The organism is Mycolicibacterium psychrotolerans (genome assembly GCF_010729305.1).
Classification (GTDB): domain Bacteria; phylum Actinomycetota; class Actinomycetes; order Mycobacteriales; family Mycobacteriaceae; genus Mycobacterium; species Mycobacterium psychrotolerans.
In genome coordinates this window covers 2,263,631-2,283,597 of record NZ_AP022574.1, presented here as the reverse complement: position 1 = coordinate 2,283,597, position 19,967 = coordinate 2,263,631, and the positions used below count along the sequence as shown (strand labels likewise).

Genomic DNA, 19,967 nt, shown 5'->3' with positions numbered 1-19,967 from the left:
AGTTTGGTGGGGTGCAGGTGACGGTATTCAGCGGCGCCGGTATCTCGGCCGAGAGCGGGGTGCCGACGTTCCGCGACGTCGAAACGGGGCTGTGGGCCGAGGTCGACCCTTACGAGATCTCCAGCGCCGACGGCTGGCGCGCGCATCCCGACCGGGTGTGGGCGTGGTATCTGTGGCGCCACCACATGATGGGCGCGGTCGCCCCGAACAACGCCCACCGGGCCGTCGCGGCGTGGGAGGACTACGCCGACGTGCACGTCGTGACGCAGAACGTCGACAACCTGCACGAGCGCGCCGGCAGCAACCTGGTGTACCACGTGCACGGCAGTCTCTTCGAATTCCATTGCGACCGTTGCGGAGCCGCGTACCTGGGCGATGTGCCCGCCATGCCCGAGCCGGTGGAATCGGTCGACCCGCCGCGGTGCGTCTGCGGCGGTCTGATCCGGCCGGACGTGGTGTGGTTCGGCGAGGCGCTGCCCGACCGTGCGTGGCAGCAGTCGGTGGACGCGGTGGTCAACGCCGACGTCGTCGTGGTGGTGGGCACCAGTTCGGTGGTGTATCCGGCCGCCGGGCTGCCGGAGCTGGCGGTGGCCAGCGGTACCCCGGTGATCGAGGTCAATCCCGAGCCGACGCCGCTGACGAGCAGCGCGACGGTGAGCCTGCGTGAGAAGGCCGGGGCGGCGCTGCCGGGGCTGCTGCAGCGCCTGCCCGCGCTGATCGGTTAGGGCTCCCCCGGCTTCTCTGGCTCCCCCGGTTTCACGGCCCGGCCGATCGCGAACTCCGCCACGGGTATGGGCGCCCACGCCGGCAGTGTCCACTCCCGGCGTCCCTGCACCCGGAATCCCGCCGCGGCGATCGTCTGCTCGGTGTGGCGGTGCGTGTGACAGTTGCCCGCCAGCCGCGGCCACAGCGTGGCGTCGGCGAAGCGCTGCAGCCGGGCCCGCGCGCCGGTGCCGGCCACATGCTCGAGGTAGCGCAGCTCCCCGCCCGGCCGCAGCAGCGAATACAGTTGCGCCACGACTTCTTCGGGATCGTCCACCGAGCAGAGCACCAGCGAGCACACCACCGCGTCGAACGGTTCGCCGTCGCGGAACTGCTCCACGGTCTCGGCGGTCAGCGTGACGGGCACCGACGCGTCGGTCGCGGCCCGCGCCGCCAGCGCGGCGAGCCTGCGTTCGGGCTCGACGGCGACCACCTCGGACACGGTGCCGGGATAGAGGGCGAAGTTGGTCCCGGTGCCGGCACCCACCTCGAGCACGCGGCCGGTCAGCCCGGCGAGGTTCTCCCGGCGCAACCGCCGCAGCGCCTCCGGCTCCCGCGCGGACATCGCGGTCCACACGCGCGCGAAGAACGGATTATCGACCGTTGTGCTCATCGACGACCTCTCTCAGCCAGGCCACGGTATCGCGTGGAGCTTCCTCGGGGGCGATGGCGCCCGACACCACCTGTCCGCAGCAGACCGCGCGCAACACCCGGCCCGCGAACTCCTCGGCGTCGCCCCACGGCAGGTAGGGGCGGGAGATCAGCAGCGCCGCCACACCGTGCGCCGCGGTCCACAGTTCGAGCGCCATCGTGGTGGGGTCACCGGGCGGGTAGGTGCCCTCGTCGATCAGGGCCTGCACCGCGGCGCGCATGTGCGTGAACGCCGAGCTGGTCAGCGTCACGTCCACCTCGCTCCCGGGGTGGCCCTGCCCCATCGTCGCAATGCGGTACAGCTCAGGGGTTTTCAGCGCGAACCGCACGTAGGCCAGGCCCTGGGCGCGCAACACGTCGACCGGCGAGGTGCCGGCCACCGCGGCGACGGCCTGCATCTCGTCGTCGAGCTTCTCGAAGTACCGCACACACACCGCGTCGAGCAGCGCGTCCTTGTCGGCGAAGTGCAGGTAGATCGACGGCGGAGTGACGCCCACGCGTTGCGCCACCGCCCGGATCGACACCGCTTTCGCGTCACCGGTTTCGAGCAGCAGCCCGGTCGCGGCGTCGAGGATCTCGTCGCGCAGTTGGTCGCCGGATCCGCGCGGGGCGCGGCGCCGCCGCAGTGGAGGTGTGCTCATCGCTGCCCCTCGGTCACCGACGGCACGGGTGCGGCCGGCGGCGGCCCGTCGTCGCCGCCCTCGCGCAACCCGATCCGTTCGTGCAGTCTGGCCAGCGGCGCCGGCGCCCACCAGTTCCACCGTCCCAGCACGTGCATGAAGGCAGGCACCAGCAGCATCCGGACCAAGGTGGCGTCGGCGAGGATGGCCAGGGTCAGGCCCACGCCGAACATCCGCATGAACGCGACCTGCGCGGCGATCAGCGCCGCGAACGAGATCGACATCAGCAGGGCCGCGGCGGTCACCACCCGGCCGGTGCGCGCCAACCCGAGCGCCACGCTCTCGTCGTTGGCGGCTGTACTGCGGTCCGACGCCAGCCAGAATTCCCGGATCCGGGAGACCAGGAACACCTCGTAGTCCATCGACAGCCCGAACGCGATGCAGAACAACAGCACCGGCATGTTGGCCACCAGCGTGCCGGTCGGCGTCGTGCCCAGCGCCCCGAGGTGGCCGTCCTGGAAGATCCACACCAGCGCGCCGAACGCCGCGGTCAGCGACAACACGTTGAGCACCAACGCCTTCAGGGGCAGCACCACGCTGCCGGTGAGCAGGAACAGCAGCACGAACGTGATGGCCGCGATGATGCCGAGCACCGTCGGCAGCCGCGAGGTGATCGAGTCGGAGCTGTCGCGGTTGATCTGCGCCAGGCCGGTCAGCATCGCCTCCCGTCCGCCGGGCGGTTCGACGGCGTGCAGCCGGTCCAGCTGGGTCTCCGAGGCGTCGGTGAACAGCGACGCGGTGCTGCCGACCGTGAGGAAGGCACTGCCGTCGGCGACGCCCGTCGCCGCCGACGGTGGACCGACTCTCGCCCCGTCGACGAAGGTGCCACCGGGCGCGGAGACGGTGGAGACGTCGTCGACCCGCGACAAGTCGGCGGCGTAGCCGTCCGAGTCTGCCGGGGTGACGTCGCGGGCGTCTGGCAGCACGACGGTGACGTTGGCCGACGAGTCGACCGCGAAGTTCTCGCGCATGTCGTCGCCGACCTGACGGGCCGACGCCGACTGCGGAAGCACGCGGTCATCGGGGAAGCCCCAGGTGGCGCCGAGGAACGGCAGGCCGAGCATTACGAGCAGGGCGACGACGGCAACGCCGATCGGAATGGCCCGCCGCTGAACGTATTTCGTCGACCGGTACCAGAACATCCGCTCGACGGGCACGGGCACGGGCGCCGGTTCCGGTCTGTGCAGCACCCGGCGTACGAGCTTGCGGACGTCGAACGCGTCGAGTCGGTCTCCGGCGAGGACGATCGCCGCGGGCGCCACCACGATCGCCGCCAGTGCGGCGAACGCGACGACGGCGATGCCCGCGTAGGCGAACGACTTCAGAAAGTACATCGGGAAGACCACCATCGCGATCATCGACAGCGCCACGGTCATCGCCGAGAACAGGACCGTGCGACCGGCGGTCGACATCGTGCGCACCAGCGCGCGGTCCCGGTCGGCGCCGGCGGCCAACTCGTCGCGGTAGCGGCTGATGATCAGCAGCGTGTAGTCGATCGCGAGTGCCAGGCCCATCGCGATGGACAGGTTCAGCGCGAAGATCGACACGTCGGTGACCAGCGTGACGGCCCGCAGCACCGCCATCGACCCGAGGATCGCGAAGCCGCCGACGGCCACCGGGAGCGCCGCGGCCAGCAGCCCGCCGAACACCCATACCAGTACGACGAAGCTGAGGGGAACCGCGATGGATTCCATCAGCAGCAGATCCTTCTCGGTCTGGCTGTTAATCTGCACGTAGGTCATGGCCACGCCGCCGGCGCGCACGGTCACACCGTCGCGGTCGTAGACCAGCGCGTCGGTGAGTTCCTCGGCATGCCGTTGGGCGGCGCTCTCGCCACCGGTGATGCCGGCGACGATCAGACCGGTTTTTCCGTCCGCACTGATCAATGCCGACGCCGCCGACGGTGGCGCTGTCCATGCGGAGGTGACCTCGCCGACGTTGGGCGACTCCGACAGGCGGGACACGATGTCGGTGGCGACCGTCCGGGCGGCGTCCATCCCGCCCTCGGCCCGCAGGCTGATCAGCAGGTCCATGTCGCCCTGCCCGAACCGGTCGACGAGAATCTGGGAGGCGCGCGCGGACTCGGAGGTGGGATCGGCGAAGCCGCCCGCGGACAGCTGACCGACCACCGGAATCCCGAACACGCCGCAGGCGATCATGACGAGGAGGGCGGCGGCGAGGATGCGGCGCGGAGCCGCGATGGCCAACCGTGCGATCCTGTGCAGCATCGGCGCCCTCCTCGCACGTCGCCGAATATCGCCGCTAAGTTATCAGCGATAACCTACGCGGGTCAACGGCCGCGATGACATTCGGCGGCCACGGGAGTCCACCAGACATGACCCACGAACTCACGCGCCCCTCCGTGGCAGAGACCGCCCCGCCGCCGCAGGCGGACCGAACGCTTGCGGTCGGCCTGCTGATCCTGCGCCTCGGCATCGGTGCTGCGGTGCTACAGGCCGGCCTGATCAAGGCCTTCGACTTCTCGACGACGGTCGGGTTCATGGCCGAGGCCGGATGGCGGCTCCCCACCCTGGCCGCGCTGATGGTCACCGGCGCCGAGACCCTCGGCGCCGTGGCCCTGATGCTCGGCGTCGTCACGCCGCTTGGTGCCTGCGCCGTGCTGAGCTCCATGCTGTGCGCCTGGGCGGTCAACGTCTCGGCGGCGGCGTTCTGGTCCGAACCGTTCAACGTGCCGTTCCTGCTGGGCCTCGGCGCGGCGGCCCTGCTGTTCACCGGGCCCGGTCGCTATGCGGTCGACGCCCGCCTCGCCGGCCGTGTGCGCTGGTCACCGCGGGTGAAGGTGGCGCTGCTGGTGCTCGCGGTGGTCGCCGCCGTCGTCACCTGGGTGGCGCTCTACGGCGTCAACCCGATCCACCTCACCACCCCGCCCGCGGCCGACCCTACCCAGCGGTAAGAATTGCCACAGTTTTCCGAATCGAGACTCAAAGATTCCTTAGAGGTGGTGGTTACTGTTCAGTACATGTGGATCGACGACACCAGTGCTGATGTCATCAAGGTTGATTTCGACGCCCTCTACCACGGCGATGTACTCGTCGAGGGGCTGACGTCGGAACAGCTCGACGACGAGCAGCTGCCCACCGCAGTGTGACAAAAGAGCGCGCGCCCCTCGCGGACGCGCGCTCTTTCGGTCAGGCTGTCTAGACGGCCGACTTCTCGGCCACCATCGTGGCCAGTCGGCCGCTGATCAGGTCTTCGGCCTCGGCCACGATGCGCGACACCAGGTCGCCCACCGTCGGCACATCGTTGATCAAGCCCATCGCGGTTCCCACCGTCCAGATTCCGGCGTCGACGTCGCCTTCATCGAACACCCGCCGGCCACGTACTCCCGCCACCAGGTCCTTGACGTCGGAGAACTGACCGCCGTCTTTGAGGATCTGCACCACCTCCCGCGACACCACGTTCGACGCGACGCGAGCGGTGTTGTGCAGACTCCGGAAGATCAGCTCCGTACCCCGCTCGTCGCCGGCCACGATGGCCTGCTTGACGTTGTCGTGGATGCAGGACTCGACCGTGCACATGAACCGCGACCCCATGTTGATGCCGTCTGCGCCCAGCGCGAGCGCGGCCACCAGGCCACGGGCGTCGGCGAAGCCGCCGGAGGCGATCATCGGGATCTCGATCTTGTCCGCCGCCGCCGGGATCAGCACCAGGCCGGGGATGTCGTCCTCGCCGGGATGTCCGGCGCACTCGAAGCCGTCGATGCTGATGCCGTCCACCCCGAGGCTCTGCGCCTTGACCGCATGCCGCACCGAGGTGCACTTGTGCAGCACCTTGATGCCGTTGTCGTGGAACATCGGCAGATGCGGCGCCGGGTTGGAACCCGCGGTCTCGACGATCGTGATGCCGGCGTCGACGATCACCTGCCGGTACTCGTCATAGGGCGGCGGGTTGATCGCCGGCAGGATCGTCAGGTTCACCCCGAACGGCTTGTCCGTCAGATCCCGGGTCTTGGCGATCTCGTTGGCCAGATCGGCCGGCGTCGGCTGGGTGAGCGCGGTGAGAAAGCCCAGCGCCCCTGAATTGGCAACGGCCGCAACGAGTTCCGCGCGACCGACCCACTGCATCCCGCCCTGGGCGATCGGATGCTCGACCCCGAACGTCTCGGTGAACTTCGTCCGGATGCTCACCTCAGGCCCCTTCTCTTCGCGCAAGCGCTCATCGGGGGGCCATCCGGATCGCCCCGTCCAACCGGATCGTCTCCCCGTTGAGCATCGGGTTCTCCACGATGTGCACCGCCAGCGCGCCGTACTCGTCCGGATCGCCGAGGCGGGCCGGGTGCGGCACCTGCTTGCCGAGCGAGGCCTGCGCCTCCTCGGGCAGCGAACCCAGCAGCGGGGTCTTGAACAGCCCCGGCGCAATGGTGACCACGCGGATGAGCTCGCGGGAGAGGTCACGGGCGATCGGCAGCGTCATGCCGACCACGCCGCCCTTGGACGCCGAGTACGCGGCCTGCCCGATCTGCCCGTCGAACGCCGCGACCGACGCGGTGTTGACGATGACGCCGCGCTCCCCGTTGATGGGTTCGGTCTTCGCGATGCGCTCTGCGGCAAGCCGGATCACGTTGAACGTGCCGATCAGGTTGACCTCGACGACCTTGCGGAAACCGTCGAGCGGGAACGGCCCCTCCTTGCCCAGCGTCTTGATCGCGTTGCCGATCCCGGCGCAGTTGACGTCGATGCGCAGCGGACCCATCTCCTCGGCGGCGTCCAGCGCGGCGGTGACCTGCTCGGGGTCGGTGACGTTGGCCTCGACGAACTTGGCGCGCGGGCCCAGCTCGGCGACCGCCTCGGCACCCTTGAGGTCGATCACCACCACCGAGGCACCGCGGTCGAGCAGTCGCTTCGTCGTCGCCAGTCCCAGTCCCGAAGCACCTCCGGTGACGACGGCTACGGCGTCCTTGATCTCCACAGATCGGTTCCTTTCGTTGTTCTCAAACCCAGTCCTGCAGAACAGCTTCGGTGTCGGCGCCCGGGACGCCTGGCGTCTTCGGCGTGGTGGGCGCCGTGCGGGAGAACCGCGGGGCGGGCGCCGGATACAGGTAGTCGTTCTCGCGGTAGAAGGTGTCGCGCTCGGTGTTGTGCGGTTCGGACTCCACCTCGGCGAACGACAGCACCGGCGTCACGCACGCGTCGGTGCCGGCGAACACCTTCGCCCAGTGGTCGCGGTCGTGCGCGGCGAACGCCTCGGTCAGCCGGGCCCGCAGCTCCGGCCACCGGCTCATGTCGTTCTGGTCAGGGAGATCGGCGTCGGTCAGACCGAGGCCCGCGAGCATCTCGGCGTAGAACTGCGGCTCGATCGCGCCGACCGCGACGTGGCGGCCGTCGGCGCAGGTGTAGGTGTCGTAATACGGCGCGCCGGTGTCGAGCATGTTCACCCCGCGCTCGTCGCTCCACATGCCCATGCCGCGGAACGCCCACATCATCGTCGACAGCACACTGCTGCCGTCGACCATCGCGGCGTCGACCACCTGCCCCTTGCCGGAGCGTTCCCGCTCCCACAGCGCGGAAAGCACCCCCACCAGCAGGAACATCGATCCGCCACCGAAGTCGCCGACGAGGTTCAGCGGGGGCACCGGCCGTTCACCGGCCCGGCCGATCGCGTGCAGCGTGCCGTTGAGCGAGATGTAGTTGATGTCGTGCCCGGCCTGCTGGGCGCGCGGACCGTCTTGGCCCCACCCGGTCATCCGGGCGTAGATCAGACGCTCGTTGACCTTCGCGCAGTCCTGCGGGCCGAGCCCCAACCGCTCGGTGACACCTGGCCGGAAGCCCTCGATCAGCACGTCGGCCTTGGCGATCAGCCCGAGGACCATCTTCTGGTCGTCGGGGTCCTTGAGGTTCGCGGCCACCGAACGCCGGTTGCGCAGCAGGTAGTCGCGGCTGGGGGCGCCGCCTCCCTTGCCGGGACGTTCGACGCGCACGACGTCGGCGCCGAGGTCACCCAGGATCATCGCGGCGTGCGGGCCCGGACCGATGCCGGCCAGCTCCACGACACGCAATCCCTGCAGAGGTCCAGCCATGTCCAACCGCCCTTCGTCTCCGTCGCCCGTCGGCCGCGACATAGCTTACTTGTATAACCTTCTCGCCCGACCTAGGGTGCCAGACTATGACGACGACGGAGTCCTACACCGGCATCGACGACCTCCGCGTGCAGCTCGACGGCGGTGTGCTGACGGTGACGCTGAACCGTCCCGACAGCCTGAACTCGCTGACCGCGCCGATGCTGCGCACCCTGGCCGAGACCCTCGAACGCGCCGCGGACGACAGCCGGGTCCGCGTGGTGCGCATCGGCGGGGCGGGCCGGGGATTCTCGTCGGGCGCGGGCATCAGCGAGTCCGACCATGCCAACCCGGACGCCGCAGGCACCCCGGCCGAGGTCCTCGACGCGGCCAACCGCTGCATCCGCGCGATCGTTCGTGTGCCCCAGCCCGCGGTCGCGGTGGTCCACGGCGCCGCGGCGGGCGTGGGGGCGTCGATCGCCTTGGCCTGCGATGTCGTATTGGCGTCGGAGAAGGCCTTTTTCATGCTCGCCTTCACCAAGATCGGGCTGATGCCCGACGGTGGCGCCTCGGCGCTGATCGCCGCCGCGGTCGGCCGCATCCGGGCGATGCGGATGGCGCTGCTGGCCGAACGCATCCCGGCCGCCGAGGCGTTCGCCTGGGGACTGGTGAGCGCGGTCTACCCGGCGGGCGACTTCGACGCCGAGGTCGACGCGGTGATCGCGACACTGGTCGGTGGACCGGCCGTCGCACTGCGCAAGACCAAGGACGCGATCAACGCCGCGACGCTGACCGAACTCGAGGACGCACTCGAGCGTGAGAAGCGCGGACAGCTGATGCTGTTGGGCGGCAATGACTTCCGTGAGGGCACTCGCGCGTTCCAGCAGCGCCGCGCGGCCACGTTCACCGACACCTGACCCCCTTTTGTCGCCCAAACCGACGTTTGGGCGAAAAAGGACGAGTAGATCACGCCATTTCGTCGATCTCGTGGGCGCAGGCGTGCGGAAAATCGTTCGACTCGAGGCACCGGCATCGGCCACCATCGTTGGGTGAGCACGCAATACGACATCGAACAGCCGGTGGCAGACCCCGGCTGGCGTGTGCTCGCGCCGTTCCGGTTCCGCGAGTACCGCCTGTTGATCGCCGCGGTGTCCCTGTCGATCTTCGCCGAGGGCATGTGGGCCGTGGTGATGACGCTGCAGGTCATCGCGCTCGACGACGACCCGACGTCGCTGTCGCTGGTCGCCACCTGCCTGGGCGTGGGCCTGGTCGCCTTCGTCCTGGTGGGCGGACTGGCCGCTGACCGGCTGCCCCAGCGGGCGATCATCATCGTCGTCGAGGCCGTCAACACGGCGGTGGTGACGACGGTCGCCGTCCTGGGATTCCTTGACGCCCTGCAGATCTGGCACCTCGCCGTGGCGGCGGGCGCCCTGGGCGTCGCGGCGGCGTTCTTCTTCCCCGCCTACAGCGCGCTGCTGCCCAGGATCCTGCCCGCCGAGCAGTTGCTGGCGGCCAACGGCGTCGAAGGCGTGGTGCGGCCGGTGTTCCAGCGCGCGGCCGGGCCGGCGATCGCCGGGCTGCTGGTCGCTGCGACGTTCCCGGCCGTGGGCGCGGTCGCGGTGGCCGCGCTCTTCGCCGTCGGCCTGGCACTGCTGCTGGCCACCAGGACACCGACGAGAAACGTTGCGGCACAACAGCCGCCCCAGCGGCTCCTGCGCGACCTGCGGGAGGGTTTCTCCTTCGTGTGGCGCACGCCGTGGCTGCTGTGGACACTGCTGTTCGCGAGCATCTTCGTGCTGGTGGTGCTGGGGCCCATCGAGGTGCTGCTGCCGTTCGTCGTCGCCGACCGCTTCGCCGACGGCGAGCGGACCTACGGGTTCGTCCTGGCGTTCTTCGGCATCGGCAGCGCGCTGGGCGCGCTGACTGTCTCGTCGCGGCACCTGCCGCGCCGGTACCTGACCGTGATGATGGTGATGTGGAGCGTGGGCTCGGTCCCGCTCGCGGTCGTCGGCGTGACGTCGTCGTTCCCGGTGATGGCGTTGGCCACCTTCGTCATCGGCGTGACCGACGGGGCCGGCATGGTCATCTGGGGCACGCTGCTCCAGCGGCGGGTTCCACCGTTGATGCTGGGCCGGGTGTCGAGTCTGGACTTCTTCGTGTCGCTGGCGTTCATGCCGGTGTCGTTCGCGATCGTCGGCCCGCTGTCGAAAGTCGTGTCGATGCAGGCGATCTTCCTCACCGCGGGCCTGGTTCCGCTGGTGCTGGCCGCCGTCGCGATGTGGGCGGCCGGGATGCGGCGCGACGAGGTCGCGCACCCGCTGCGTTAGACGCCGAACATCGGGGGCAGTGCGAGCACCATGACCAGACCCCAGAAGAAGTGGGTCAGCATGGGGGCGAGCACTCCCCCGGTGGCGCGGCGCTCCAGCGCGCACACGGTGCCGAGGATGACCGCCGCGAAGCCCAGCATCGGGTTGCCTGTGGTGGCGGCCGTCGCGATCACGTAGAGCACGGTCGACACGAGCACCGGCTTGTACTTCCACAGCGCGGTGTAGAGCGCGCCGCGGAAGAACATCTCCTCGGCCAGCCCGTTGATCACGGTGATGAACACGATCAGCCACAGCGGACCGGTGTTGACGTACTCGAGCACGCTGGTGATGTAGTCGCGCACCGGCGGTATCTGACGGGCCACCAGTGCGCCGAGCACGAACACCGCACCCAGCCCCAGCCCCACCCCGATGCCGGTGATGACCGGCCGCTGATTGCGGCCGCGGAAGCTCACGTGTCCGAAGTGCAGCGGCCCGGACAGGTAGGCGCCGATGGCCCACACCGCGGCCAGCGCGAGGGTGAGCCACACGAAGGAACTGTCCCCGGGCGGGCGGCTCAGCGAGTACCCGAGCAGCGCGGCGCCGATCAGCAGGAACACCGCGACGACGAGCTTGCGCCGGGTGATCAGCGACGGTGGTTCGTTGAACGCAGGCGCCTTGGTGCGCGCAATCTGGATGATCTCGCCGGACAACGGCGTGTGGTCGGAGTTGTTCACGCAGGGCTCCCCTTCGGCACCAGTCCGATCACATGATCCAGCCCGGTGCGGACGGCACCGGCAACGGGTCCGGGCACCAGGCCGAGCAGGCCGAGGACCGGCTGCGCGGCGCTTGGCGTGACGGCGCACGCGAGTTGGCGCAGCCGTAGCGCGTCCCCGCCCGCCCAGTCGGGGTCGGTGTCGGCGAGATGGTGCGGGTCGGCCAGCTTGTCGACGGGCCGGCGCCGCGGACTCGACACCGCCGCCCGGATGGCGTCCTCGATGGAGGTGAGCCCGCCCGGCGGTTGGGGCACGATGCCGTCGAGTCCGTCACCCGAAGCCATCATCGGATAGTCCAGCGATTCCACGAGATCGGCGGCCAGCCCGCCCGGAACGGGCAGCACGACTCCGGTGACCTTGGAGACGAGGCCGGTGTCGATTCCGTAGACGGGCACGGGCGCGCGCCAGATCCCGGCGATGCGCGCATACGTTCGCAGCACGTCACCGTAGGTGGTGGTCTCGGGTCCGCGGATGTCGTACGACCCGGGGGGCACGTTCTCGTGCGCCGCGGCGACCAGGTAGTACAGCACGTCGCGGATCGAGATCGGATCGAGCGGGTTGGCCGACCATTCCGGCATGGGCAGCAACAGGAACCGGTCGCCGACGTAGCGCAGCATCTCGAACGACGTCGAACCGGCGCCCAGCACGATCGCCGCCCCCAGCCAGACGACATCGGGTCCCCCGTCGATCTGCAGCGCATGGGCGACTTCGGCGCGGCTCGACAGGTGCTCGGACAGAGCGCCGCCGTCGGGGCCGTCGGGAACGAAGCCGCCGAGATAGACGATGCGGCGCACTCCGGCGGCCTTCGCTGCGGCCGCGACGTTCGCGGCGGCTCGGTTGTCCGCCTCCCGGAAGCCGGGCTGCCCGATGCCGTGCACGAGGTAGTAGACGACGTCGACGGGCCCCGCCTCGGCGAACGCCTGACGCGCCGAAGCATCGTCATGCGCGTCGAGCGCGACGGTCGAAACCCGGTCGTGCCATCCGAAGTCGGCCAGCCGACCGGGATTACGGCTGGCGGCGACGACGTCGTGGCCGTCGGCCAGCAGGGCGGTGACGAGGCGGGAGCCGATGTATCCCGTCGCGCCGGTGACCAATGTCCGCACGGTAACCACGGTACGGCTGTACCCCAACCGTCTCGATCAGAACCCGTCGCCGGCGTTGCCTACGTCACGGGCCCGTCACTGCCCGCGTCACGGTGCAGCTTGACCAGCTCCTGGTAGAGCAGCGCGTTGGTGCGGATGCCCTCCTTCTCGGCGTCGCCGAGTTCCCGGCGCACCTTGGCGGGCACCCCGGCGACCATGTGCCCGGGCGGGATCACCGCGCCCTGGGACACCACCGCCCCGGCGGCGATCAGCGACCCGGCGCCGATGGTGGCGCCGTTGAGGATCACCGCGCCCATCCCGATGAGGCAGTCGTCGCCGACGGTGCATCCGTGCAGCACGGCGTTGTGGCCCACCGTGACCCCGGCCCCGACGCTCACCGGGAAGCCGGGATCGACGTGCACCGTCACCCCGTCCTGGATGTTGCTGCCGGCCCCGATGGCGATCGTCTCGGCCTCGGCGCGCAGGATCGCGCCGTACCAGACGCTGGCCGCCTCGGCCAGCACCACCCGGCCGATCAGCGTCGCGTTCGGCGCGACCCAACTCTGGGCGTCGAGGCTAGGCGCGTGTCCGGCGAGGGGAAGAATCAGGGGCTCCGCCATGGCCCCATCGTAGGGTGGCCCGTACGGACCCCGGCGGCGCGTGCGATCCTCACGTCGTGACAGCGACGTCAACCCCTACCGCTCTCGACATCGTCGAGGGCGTCGACCTGACCGGAAAGACCATCGTCATCACCGGCGCCTCATCCGGGCTCGGCCGCGAATCGGCCCGCGCGCTCGCGAGTACCGGAGCGCGGGTCATCCTGGCGGCCCGCAACACCGCCGCGCTCGCCGACACCGAGGCGTGGGTGCGCGAGCAGGTGCCCGCCGCGGTGCTCTCCAGCGTGCACCTCGACCTCACCTCGCTGGAGTCCGTCGCTGCGGCCGCCGCCGAGATCAGCGAGCTGACCCCCGCGGTTCATGTGCTGATGAACAACGCCGGCGTGATGTTCACACCCTTCGAGCGCACCACCGAGGGATTCGAGATCCAGTTCGGCACAAACCATTTGGGCCACTTCGAGCTGACCCGGCTGATGTTTCCCGCGCTGGTCGCCGCCGACGGGGCGCGGGTGGTGGTGCTGTCCTCGGAGGGTCACCGGCTCAGCGACGTCGACCTCGACGACCCGAACTGGGAGCGGCGGGACTACGACAAGTTCGCCGCCTACGGCGCCTCGAAGACCGCCAACGTGCTGCACGCCGTCGAGCTGGACCGCAGGCTGCGTGACAGCGGCGTGCGCTCCTACGCGGTGCACCCCGGCGTCGTGGCGACGTCGCTGGCCCGGTACATGGACGAGGACGACTTCGCCGCGCTGGCGCAGCGCGGCCGCAGCAATCTCGCCTTCACCACGCCCGACCACGGCGCCGCGACCCAGGTGTGGGCCGCGGTGAGCGACGAGGTGGCCGATCTCGGCGGCGTGTATCTGTCCGACTGCGCGGTCCGTGAGGCCGCGCCGTATGCGGTCGACGAGGCCCGCGCGCTGACGCTGTGGGACCTCTCCGAACGCCTCTGCACCCCGAGCGCGACGACATTACGCCCGACGATGTGACCCCGGACGCGTCCGAGAACGTCGTCTATCTGCGGTCCTACGGCGAGCACGACCGCGACGACCACGAGGTGGTGCGCCGCGTGCTGGACGCGACGGCCGAGATGCTGCGCGAGCGGCCGTTCACCGACCTCACCACCCGGCGGGTCGCGGAGCGGGCGGGTGTCCCGCACAGCGACGTGTGCGCTTACTTCCGGTCCCCCGACGCGATCGTCGCCGAGCTGTATCTGGGTGTGCTGCGCGACGCGCCGCTGTCGGTGGACGTGGAGCTGCCGGCCCGGACGCGGGTGGTGGCGCTGTTCGGGCAGTTGGTGATGCTGCTCGCCGACGAACCCGGTTTCGCGGCCGCCTGCTCGAGCGCACTGATCTCCACCGAGCCGTCGGTGCGGGCCATCCGGCGCCGCATCCACGCCGAACTGCAGCGCCGGGTGCGCACCGTGCTGGGGTCGGGGGCATGGCCGGAATTGGCCGAGACGCTGGAGTTCGGCCTCGTCGGGGCGATGGTGCAGGCCAGTTCGGGCGCGGCGACGTTCACCCAGACCGCCGACGAGTTGGCCGGTGTCGTGGCCGCGGTGTTGCCCGACGAACACTGAGCGACGAAAGCCCTGCTCAGAGCCGCTTCTGTAACGGTTGGCCCCCGCCTCGCGACACATTCTCGACTTGGTCGTGACCAATTCGTGCGCATAGCATGCCAGGCGACCTGACAAGCATGAGGAGCAGAACGTGAAGACCCGCACCAGCCACGCCATCGGCATCGCTGCGAGCGCCGCCGCGATCGCCCTGTCGGTTCCGCTGGCCGTCAACGCCTACGCCGAGCCGGCCACGCCCACGACCACCCCGGTGGCCGAGATCCCCGACCCGCAGGGCCCGCAGTGCGGTCCGTTCAAGGAGTCGGTGCCGAACTGGAAGAGCCTGGCCAATGTCCCCGTCAGCCAGGTGCTGGCCGGCATCCCGGACATCAGCTCGTTCAACGCCGCTGTGTCGGGCCAGCTGAATCCCGCCGTCAACATCGCCCCGGTGCTCGACAACGGGCCCTTCGTGGTGTTCGCCCCGACCAACGAGGCGTTCGCCGAGCTGCCGCCCGAGCAGCAGGAGGTGCTGCGCACCGACCCGGCCGCGCTGACCAGCCTGGTGTACTACCACGTGTTCCTCGGGCTGCTCGGCCCCGACGACGTGAAGGGTCAGCGCCCCACCCAGGAGGGCACCGAGATCGAGGTGACCGGCTCCGGCGGCGACATCAAGATCAACGAGACCACCAAGGTGCTCTGCGGTGGCATCCAGGCGCAGAACGCGCGGATCTACCTCGTCGATCACGTGCTGAATCCGGCCGAGGCGCCTGCGCCGGTGACGCCGAAGTCGACCAGCGCCACCGCGACCAGCACCACCGCAACCACGGAGCCGGCACCGCTGCCCGCGGAGAGCTCGGCCGCGCCGGCCGCCGAAGCCCCCATCGGCTGATTTCGGCGTGGTTGTCGTCGCCCAGCGACGACAACCACGCCGAAATCGCGAGTTAAAGGCCCAGGTCGCGGCCGATGATCTCTTTCATGATCTCGGTCGTGCCGCCGTAGATGGTCTGGATGCGGCCGTCGATGTAGTCGCGGGCGACGCGGTACTCGAGCATGTAGCCGTAGCCGCCGTGCAACTGCACGCACTGGTCGACGACCTTCTTGGCCACCTCGGTGGCCCACCACTTCGCCTTGGCCGCCTCGACCGCGGTCAGCTCGCCGTCGACGACGCCCTGCAGGCACCGGTCGATGTAGTTCTCGGTGACCTCGAGCTCGGTGTCCATCTCCGCGAGCAGGAACCGGTTGTGCTGGAAGCTGCCGATCGGCTGCCCGAAGGCCTTGCGGTCCTTGGCGTATTGCAGTGTCTGACGCCAGGTTTCGCGCGCCCCCGCGATGGCGGTGATGGCGATCGAGAGCCGCTCGCTGGGCAGGTTCTGCATCAGGTGGTAGAAGCCGCGCCCCTCCTTGCCCAGCACGTTGGCGTTCGGCACGCGCACGTTCTCGAAGTGCAGTTCGGAGGTGTCCTGCGCGTGCAGCCCCATCTTCTCGAGCTTGCGGCCGCGGCTGAAGCCGGGCATGTCCCGCTCGACCACCAGCAGCGTGAAGCCCTTGTGGCCGGCCTCGGGGTCGGTGCGCGCGACGACCACGACGAGGTCGCTGTTGATGCCCGACGAGATGAACGTCTTGGAGCCGTTGAGGATCCAGTCGTCCCCGTCGCGCACCGCGGAGGTGCGGATGCCCGCCAGGTCGCTGCCGGCGCCGGGCTCGGTCATCGCGACCGCGATGATCGTCTCGCCGCTGGTGATGCCGGGCAGCCAGCGTTCCTTCTGCTCGTCGGTGGTCAGGTCCTTGAAGTACGGGCCGACGACGTCGTTGTGCAGGCTCAGCGCGGGTGCGGGCACGCCGGCCTTGGCGATCTCCTCGTCGACGATCGCGTTGAAGCGGAAGTCGTCGGTGCCGCCGCCGCCGTACTGCTCGGGCATGTTGAACCCGATCAGCCCGTGCTTTCCGGCCGCGACGTAGGCCGAGCGGTCGACCAGGCGGTCGGCCTCCCACTTCTCGGCGTTCGGCACGAGTTCGCTCTCGATGTATCCGCGGACGGTGTCGCGGAACGCCTCGTGCTCGGCGTCGTAGATGGTGCGCTTCATGGTTTCTCCCTCACTTGGCTTTCCAGACCGGCTGACGCTTCTGCGCGAACGCCAGTGGCCCTTCCTTGGCGTCTTCGCTGCCGAACACCGCGACGGCCTCGCGCATGGTGCGCTTCCAGTCGGGCTCCTCGTCGGTGACGACGCCGTCGTCGGCACCGCGGGCGACCCGCTTGCTGGCCTGCACGGCCAGCGGTGCGTTGACGGCGATGCGCTCGGCCAGCGCGAGCGCGGCGTCCAGCACGGTGCCGTCGGGGACGACCTCGTTGACCAGGCCCCAGCGCTGCGCGTCGGCGGCACTGATCGGCTCGCCGGTCAGCATCATGTGCATCGCGACCTTGCGTGGAATCTGCTCGACGATCCGGAACACCCCGCCGGCGCCGGCGATCAGGCCCCGTTTCACCTCGGGCAGACCGAATTTCGCGCTTTCCGCGGCGACGACGAGGTCACTGGCCAGGGCCAGTTCGGTGCCGCCGCCCAGTGCGGTGCCGTTGACCGCCGCGATGGTCGGTTTGTCGATGAAGTGGCGGACGTAACCGGCGAACCCCCACTTGGGGTGATCGGGGTGGCCGATGTTCTCACCGCGCGAGAGCGCCTTGAGATCCGCTCCGGCGCAGAAGGATTTGTCCCCTGAGCCGGTGACCACCACGACCCACACGTCGGGATCGTTCTGCGCCTCCTCGAGGGCGTCGCCCAGCCCGATCGACACGGCGGCGTTGATCGCGTTGCGCGCGTCGGGCCGGTTGATCGTCACCACCATGACGTTCCCGCGGCGCTCGACGACGGCGCCGGGCGCCTCGACTGCGGTCACAGCAGTTCCAGGATGGTGGCGTTGGCCTGGCCGCCGCCCTCGCACATGGTCTGCAAGCCGTACTGAATTCCGTTGTCGCGCATGTGGTACAGCAGCGTGGTCATGATCCGGGCGCCGGAGCCGCCGAGGGGGTGACCCAGCGCGATCGCGCCGCCGTTGGGGTTGAGGCGCTTCTCGTCGGCGCCGATGTCCTTCAGCCACGCCATCGGCACCGGGGCGAACGCCTCGTTGACCTCGAACGCGCCGATCTGGTCGATCGACAGGCCTGAGCGCTTGAGCGCCTTCTGCGTCGCGGGGATCGGTGCGGTCAGCATGATCACCGGGTCTGCGCCGGCCAGCACGGCGGTGTGCACCTTGGCCAGCGGCTTGAGCCCCAACTCCTTGGCCTTCTCGGCCGACATGAACAGCAGCGCGGCCGACCCGTCGGAGATCTGCGAGCTGTTGCCGGCGTGGATCACGCCGTCCTCGCGGAACGCGGGCCTGAGCTGGGCCATCTTCTCCAGCGTGGTGCCGCGGCGGATGCCCTCGTCCTTGAGCACTGTGCTTGTTTCGCCGTGCTCATCGACTCTCTTGATCGCCACGATCTGATCGTCGAACGCGCCCGAATCCTGTGCGGCGGCGGCCTTCTCGTGCGAGTCGAGCGAGAACTGGTCGATGGCGGTGCGGTCGAAGCCCCACTGCTCGGCGATCATCTCCGCGCCGATGCCCTGATTGGGTGTCTTCTGGTAGCGGTCCTTGAAGCCGGCCGGGTACGGGTTGCCCCCGCCGGCGAGCGACGAGCCCATCGGGGTCCGCGACATCGACTCGACGCCACCGGCGACGACGACGTCGTAGTGCCCGGCGACCACACCGGCGGCGGCGAAGTGCACCGACTGCTGGCTCGATCCGCACTGGCGGTCCACGGTCACCCCGGGCACCGACTCCGGCCACCCGGCGGTCAGCAGTGCGGTGCGGGCGATGTCGAGCGCCTGCTCGCCGGCCTGCATGACACAACCCCAGATGACGTCGTCGACCAGTGCGGGATCGACGCCGGCACGCTCCACGAGTCCGTTGAGCACCTGGGCGGACAACTCGGCCGGGTGCACTCCCGACAGCCCACCGTTGCGCTTGCCGACCGGTGACCGTACGGCTTCGACGATGACGGCTTCAGGCATGGAGATACTCCTTCATTGAGATGGTGCCTCGAACGTAAACGAACAAGGTTTACTAGGTCAACCTACTGGTTGGTAGGCGTCATGACCACGTCAGAGGGGTGGTCAGCGGCCCCGCGCGGCCCGGTCGGCCGCATCGGCGAGTGCGTCCCGGAACAGCGGGTGGGCGATCGCGGCGAGCGCCTCCCCGCGCTCCCGCACCGTCAGCCCCTCGAGCTCGGCCGCGCCGTACTCGGTGACGATCACGTCGACGTGGTGACGCGGCGTGGTGATCACCGCCCCGGCGTCGAAGCCCGGCACGATGCGCGACCGCGGCACGCCGCCGTCGTCGAAGGTGGACGGCAGGCAGATCAGCGACCGGTCCGACAGCTCGAGGCCGACGCCGGCCACGAAGTCCTCCGCACCGCCGATGCCGCTGAACTGGTCCCCGGCGATCGTGTCGGCGACCACCTGGCCGTGCACGTCGACCGCGAGCGCACCGTTGATGGACACCATGTTCGCGTTGGCCGCGATGACCTCAGGGGCGTTCACGACGTCGACGGGCAGGAAGGCGACGTCGTCGTTGTCGTCGAGCCACGCGTAGAGGTCGGCCGAACCGAAGGCGAACGTCGTCACGCTCACCCCGTCGAACTGGCCCTTGCGCGCATTGGTCACCTTGCCCGCCCGGTGCAGTCGCATGCAGCCGTCGGTGAACATCTCACTGTGCAGGCCGAAGTCACCGTGGTCGCCGTCGGCCAGCAGCGCGGCGATCTGACTGGGGATCGATCCGATGCCGGTCTGCAGGGTGGCGCCGGAGCCGATGAACGCCACGGCGTGCCGCGCGATCGCGGTGTCGGTGTCGGTCGGCGGCGGCGAGGGCAGCGCGAGGGGCGCGTCCGTCGACGCGACCAGCACGTCGATCTCGTCGACGTGCAGCGCATGCCGGTACCGCTCGCCCAGCCCGGCGGTGCGCGGATAGGCATCGGACACCTCGACGACGAGCATCCGGTCGGGATCGGCACCGGCACGGCGCAATTCGGCCACCGTGCCCCCGGCGTGCAGGGACAGCGAGCACCATCCGTCGGTGTCGGGCGGCGTGGCCACGGTGGTCATCACGCGCGGCGACTGGCGTTCCAGCAGCGGTGCGAAGCGGCGGAAGTCGGCGGGCATGAAGTCGACGCCGGCGCCTGCGTCGCGCAGCGCCCGCTCGAGCGGTCCGAAGAACCCCGACAGGTAGCGCACGCCGGGGCGGCTGAACAGTTCCGTCCCGACGGCCAGCAGCGCACCGTAGACGCACAGCGCCGTCCAGTCGGTGCGCTCGCCGAGGGCGCGCAGGAACGCCGGCGGCTGTCCCGGGCCGAGCGGAATGCCGAGCGTGTCGGCGGGATGCAGCCGCGCGGCGGCCTCCTCGGCGGTCAGTTCCTCCGGCATGGCCGCTACCCTGCCATGCGGTGTCGCGATGCCGGCACGAAAGACCGCAGCGCGCCGACATGGTTTACTGAGTTG

General features: G+C 69.8%; 21 protein-coding genes. 8 read left to right on the top strand and 13 right to left on the bottom strand.

Annotated elements, in window-relative coordinates; translation table 11 throughout:
- The first annotated feature begins 11 nt into the window (after positions 1-11).
- Complete coding sequence (locus G6N45_RS11350) at positions 12-725, top strand: NAD-dependent deacylase (RefSeq protein WP_170312442.1); 714 nt, start codon at positions 12-14, stop codon at positions 723-725.
- Here the strand turns inward: G6N45_RS11350 and G6N45_RS11345 are convergent.
- From G6N45_RS11345 to G6N45_RS11335, 3 genes are read right to left on the bottom strand one after another with little or no spacing between them, the layout of a single operon-like run.
- Positions 722-1,375 carry a class I SAM-dependent methyltransferase gene (locus tag G6N45_RS11345; RefSeq protein WP_163722356.1) on the bottom strand — a complete coding sequence of 218 codons (654 nt, stop codon included), beginning with the start codon at positions 1,373-1,375 and terminating at the stop codon, positions 722-724. The genes G6N45_RS11350 and G6N45_RS11345 overlap by 4 nt on opposite strands.
- Positions 1,356-2,054, bottom strand: a complete 699-nt coding sequence (locus G6N45_RS11340; protein ID WP_163722354.1) for a TetR/AcrR family transcriptional regulator — start codon at positions 2,052-2,054, stop codon at positions 1,356-1,358. The genes G6N45_RS11345 and G6N45_RS11340 overlap by 20 nt, the downstream gene beginning before the upstream one ends.
- Positions 2,051-4,321 (bottom strand): MMPL family transporter, encoded by a 2,271-nt coding sequence (locus G6N45_RS11335; RefSeq protein ID WP_163722352.1) that lies wholly within the window; start codon positions 4,319-4,321, stop codon positions 2,051-2,053. Before G6N45_RS11335 ends, G6N45_RS11340 begins: the two co-directional genes overlap by 4 nt.
- A gap of 107 nt (positions 4,322-4,428) precedes the next feature.
- On the opposite strand from G6N45_RS11335, the gene G6N45_RS11330 reads away from it, so the two are divergent.
- Both G6N45_RS11330 and G6N45_RS28245 read left to right on the top strand, forming a co-directional pair.
- Positions 4,429-5,007 carry a DoxX family protein gene (locus tag G6N45_RS11330; RefSeq protein WP_163722350.1) on the top strand — a complete coding sequence of 193 codons (579 nt, stop codon included), beginning with the start codon at positions 4,429-4,431 and terminating at the stop codon, positions 5,005-5,007.
- Positions 5,008-5,073: 66 nt separating this feature from the next.
- Complete coding sequence (locus G6N45_RS28245; RefSeq protein WP_156394858.1) at positions 5,074-5,202, top strand: hypothetical protein; 129 nt, start codon at positions 5,074-5,076, stop codon at positions 5,200-5,202.
- A gap of 49 nt (positions 5,203-5,251) precedes the next feature.
- Here the strand turns inward: G6N45_RS28245 and G6N45_RS11325 are convergent, their stop codons facing one another.
- Genes G6N45_RS11325 through G6N45_RS11315 form a run of 3 tightly spaced genes read right to left on the bottom strand, consistent with a single transcriptional unit; the run spans position 5,252 to position 8,130 of the window.
- Positions 5,252-6,241 (bottom strand): NAD(P)H-dependent flavin oxidoreductase, encoded by a 990-nt coding sequence (locus G6N45_RS11325; protein WP_163722348.1) that lies wholly within the window; start codon positions 6,239-6,241, stop codon positions 5,252-5,254.
- Positions 6,242-6,269: 28 nt separating this feature from the next.
- Entirely contained in the window at positions 6,270-7,022 is a 753-nt protein-coding gene (locus G6N45_RS11320) for a 3-hydroxyacyl-CoA dehydrogenase (protein ID WP_057148262.1), read from the bottom strand.
- Positions 7,023-7,044: 22 nt separating this feature from the next.
- On the bottom strand, positions 7,045-8,130 hold the full coding sequence (locus tag G6N45_RS11315) for a CaiB/BaiF CoA transferase family protein (RefSeq protein WP_163722345.1): 1,086 nt from the start codon (positions 8,128-8,130) through the stop codon (positions 7,045-7,047).
- A gap of 86 nt (positions 8,131-8,216) precedes the next feature.
- Between G6N45_RS11315 and G6N45_RS11310 the strand changes: the two genes are divergently transcribed.
- Together G6N45_RS11310 and tet(V) are read left to right on the top strand one after the other, a co-directional pair.
- Positions 8,217-9,026, top strand: coding sequence for an enoyl-CoA hydratase (locus G6N45_RS11310; protein ID WP_163722344.1), 810 nt, complete (start codon positions 8,217-8,219; stop codon positions 9,024-9,026).
- 150 nt (positions 9,027-9,176) lie between these two features.
- The gene (gene tet(V) / locus G6N45_RS11305; RefSeq protein WP_179965362.1) at positions 9,177-10,436 is read left to right on the top strand and encodes a tetracycline efflux MFS transporter Tet(V); all 1,260 of its coding nucleotides are present in this window, start codon (positions 9,177-9,179) and stop codon (positions 10,434-10,436) included.
- Here the strand turns inward: tet(V) and G6N45_RS11300 are convergent.
- From G6N45_RS11300 to G6N45_RS11290, 3 genes are read right to left on the bottom strand one after another with little or no spacing between them, the layout of a single operon-like run.
- Complete coding sequence (locus tag G6N45_RS11300; RefSeq protein WP_246229068.1) at positions 10,433-11,125, bottom strand: CPBP family intramembrane glutamic endopeptidase; 693 nt, start codon at positions 11,123-11,125, stop codon at positions 10,433-10,435. The genes tet(V) and G6N45_RS11300 overlap by 4 nt on opposite strands.
- 20 nt (positions 11,126-11,145) lie before the next feature.
- A complete protein-coding gene (locus tag G6N45_RS11295; RefSeq protein WP_163722338.1) occupies positions 11,146-12,300 on the bottom strand; it encodes an NAD(P)H-binding protein in 1,155 nt (384 codons plus the stop codon).
- A 50-nt stretch (positions 12,301-12,350) separates the two neighbouring features.
- A complete protein-coding gene (locus G6N45_RS11290; protein ID WP_163722336.1) occupies positions 12,351-12,890 on the bottom strand; it encodes a gamma carbonic anhydrase family protein in 540 nt (179 codons plus the stop codon).
- 56 nt (positions 12,891-12,946) lie between these two features.
- On the opposite strand from G6N45_RS11290, the gene G6N45_RS11285 reads away from it, so the two are divergent.
- The 3 genes from G6N45_RS11285 (at position 12,947) to G6N45_RS11275 (ending at position 15,328) form a co-directional block, all read left to right on the top strand.
- Positions 12,947-13,873, top strand: coding sequence for an SDR family NAD(P)-dependent oxidoreductase (locus G6N45_RS11285; protein WP_163722334.1), 927 nt, complete (start codon positions 12,947-12,949; stop codon positions 13,871-13,873).
- Positions 13,870-14,463: a TetR/AcrR family transcriptional regulator gene (locus G6N45_RS11280; protein ID WP_163722332.1), complete on the top strand. Its 594-nt coding sequence runs from the start codon at positions 13,870-13,872 to the stop codon at positions 14,461-14,463. The genes G6N45_RS11285 and G6N45_RS11280 overlap by 4 nt, the downstream gene beginning before the upstream one ends.
- 130 nt (positions 14,464-14,593) lie before the next feature.
- Positions 14,594-15,328, top strand: a complete 735-nt coding sequence (locus tag G6N45_RS11275) for a fasciclin domain-containing protein (RefSeq protein ID WP_163722330.1) — start codon at positions 14,594-14,596, stop codon at positions 15,326-15,328.
- A 52-nt stretch (positions 15,329-15,380) separates the two neighbouring features.
- Here the strand turns inward: G6N45_RS11275 and G6N45_RS11270 are convergent, their stop codons facing one another.
- From G6N45_RS11270 to G6N45_RS11255, 4 genes are all read right to left on the bottom strand, one after another.
- A complete protein-coding gene (locus G6N45_RS11270) occupies positions 15,381-16,523 on the bottom strand; it encodes an acyl-CoA dehydrogenase family protein (RefSeq protein ID WP_163722328.1) in 1,143 nt (380 codons plus the stop codon).
- A gap of 10 nt (positions 16,524-16,533) precedes the next feature.
- Positions 16,534-17,280, bottom strand: a complete 747-nt coding sequence (locus G6N45_RS11265) for a crotonase/enoyl-CoA hydratase family protein (RefSeq protein ID WP_246229066.1) — start codon at positions 17,278-17,280, stop codon at positions 16,534-16,536.
- 47 nt (positions 17,281-17,327) lie between these two features.
- Positions 17,328-18,485, bottom strand: a complete 1,158-nt coding sequence (locus tag G6N45_RS11260) for a thiolase family protein (protein WP_163722324.1) — start codon at positions 18,483-18,485, stop codon at positions 17,328-17,330.
- A 102-nt stretch (positions 18,486-18,587) separates the two neighbouring features.
- On the bottom strand, positions 18,588-19,892 hold the full coding sequence (locus G6N45_RS11255; protein WP_163722323.1) for an acetyl-CoA hydrolase/transferase family protein: 1,305 nt from the start codon (positions 19,890-19,892) through the stop codon (positions 18,588-18,590).
- Positions 19,893-19,967: the final 75 nt, after the last annotated feature.

Coding starts and splice junctions, on each gene's coding strand:
- G6N45_RS11345 (WP_163722356.1), bottom strand. CDS start 1,375: ATGAGCACAACGGTCGATAATCCGTTCTTCGCGCGCGTGTGGACCGCG.
- G6N45_RS11340 (WP_163722354.1), bottom strand. CDS start 2,054: ATGAGCACACCTCCACTGCGGCGGCGCCGCGCCCCGCGCGGATCCGGC.
- G6N45_RS11335 (WP_163722352.1), bottom strand. CDS start 4,321: ATGCTGCACAGGATCGCACGGTTGGCCATCGCGGCTCCGCGCCGCATC.
- G6N45_RS11330 (WP_163722350.1), top strand. CDS start 4,429: ATGACCCACGAACTCACGCGCCCCTCCGTGGCAGAGACCGCCCCGCCG.
- G6N45_RS28245 (WP_156394858.1), top strand. CDS start 5,074: ATGTGGATCGACGACACCAGTGCTGATGTCATCAAGGTTGATTTCGAC.
- G6N45_RS11315 (WP_163722345.1), bottom strand. CDS start 8,130: ATGGCTGGACCTCTGCAGGGATTGCGTGTCGTGGAGCTGGCCGGCATC.
- G6N45_RS11310 (WP_163722344.1), top strand. CDS start 8,217: ATGACGACGACGGAGTCCTACACCGGCATCGACGACCTCCGCGTGCAG.
- G6N45_RS11290 (WP_163722336.1), bottom strand. CDS start 12,890: ATGGCGGAGCCCCTGATTCTTCCCCTCGCCGGACACGCGCCTAGCCTC.
- G6N45_RS11270 (WP_163722328.1), bottom strand. CDS start 16,523: ATGAAGCGCACCATCTACGACGCCGAGCACGAGGCGTTCCGCGACACC.
- G6N45_RS11265 (WP_246229066.1), bottom strand. CDS start 17,280: ATGGTGGTGACGATCAACCGGCCCGACGCGCGCAACGCGATCAACGCC.
- G6N45_RS11260 (WP_163722324.1), bottom strand. CDS start 18,485: ATGCCTGAAGCCGTCATCGTCGAAGCCGTACGGTCACCGGTCGGCAAG.
- G6N45_RS11255 (WP_163722323.1), bottom strand. CDS start 19,892: ATGCCGGAGGAACTGACCGCCGAGGAGGCCGCCGCGCGGCTGCATCCC.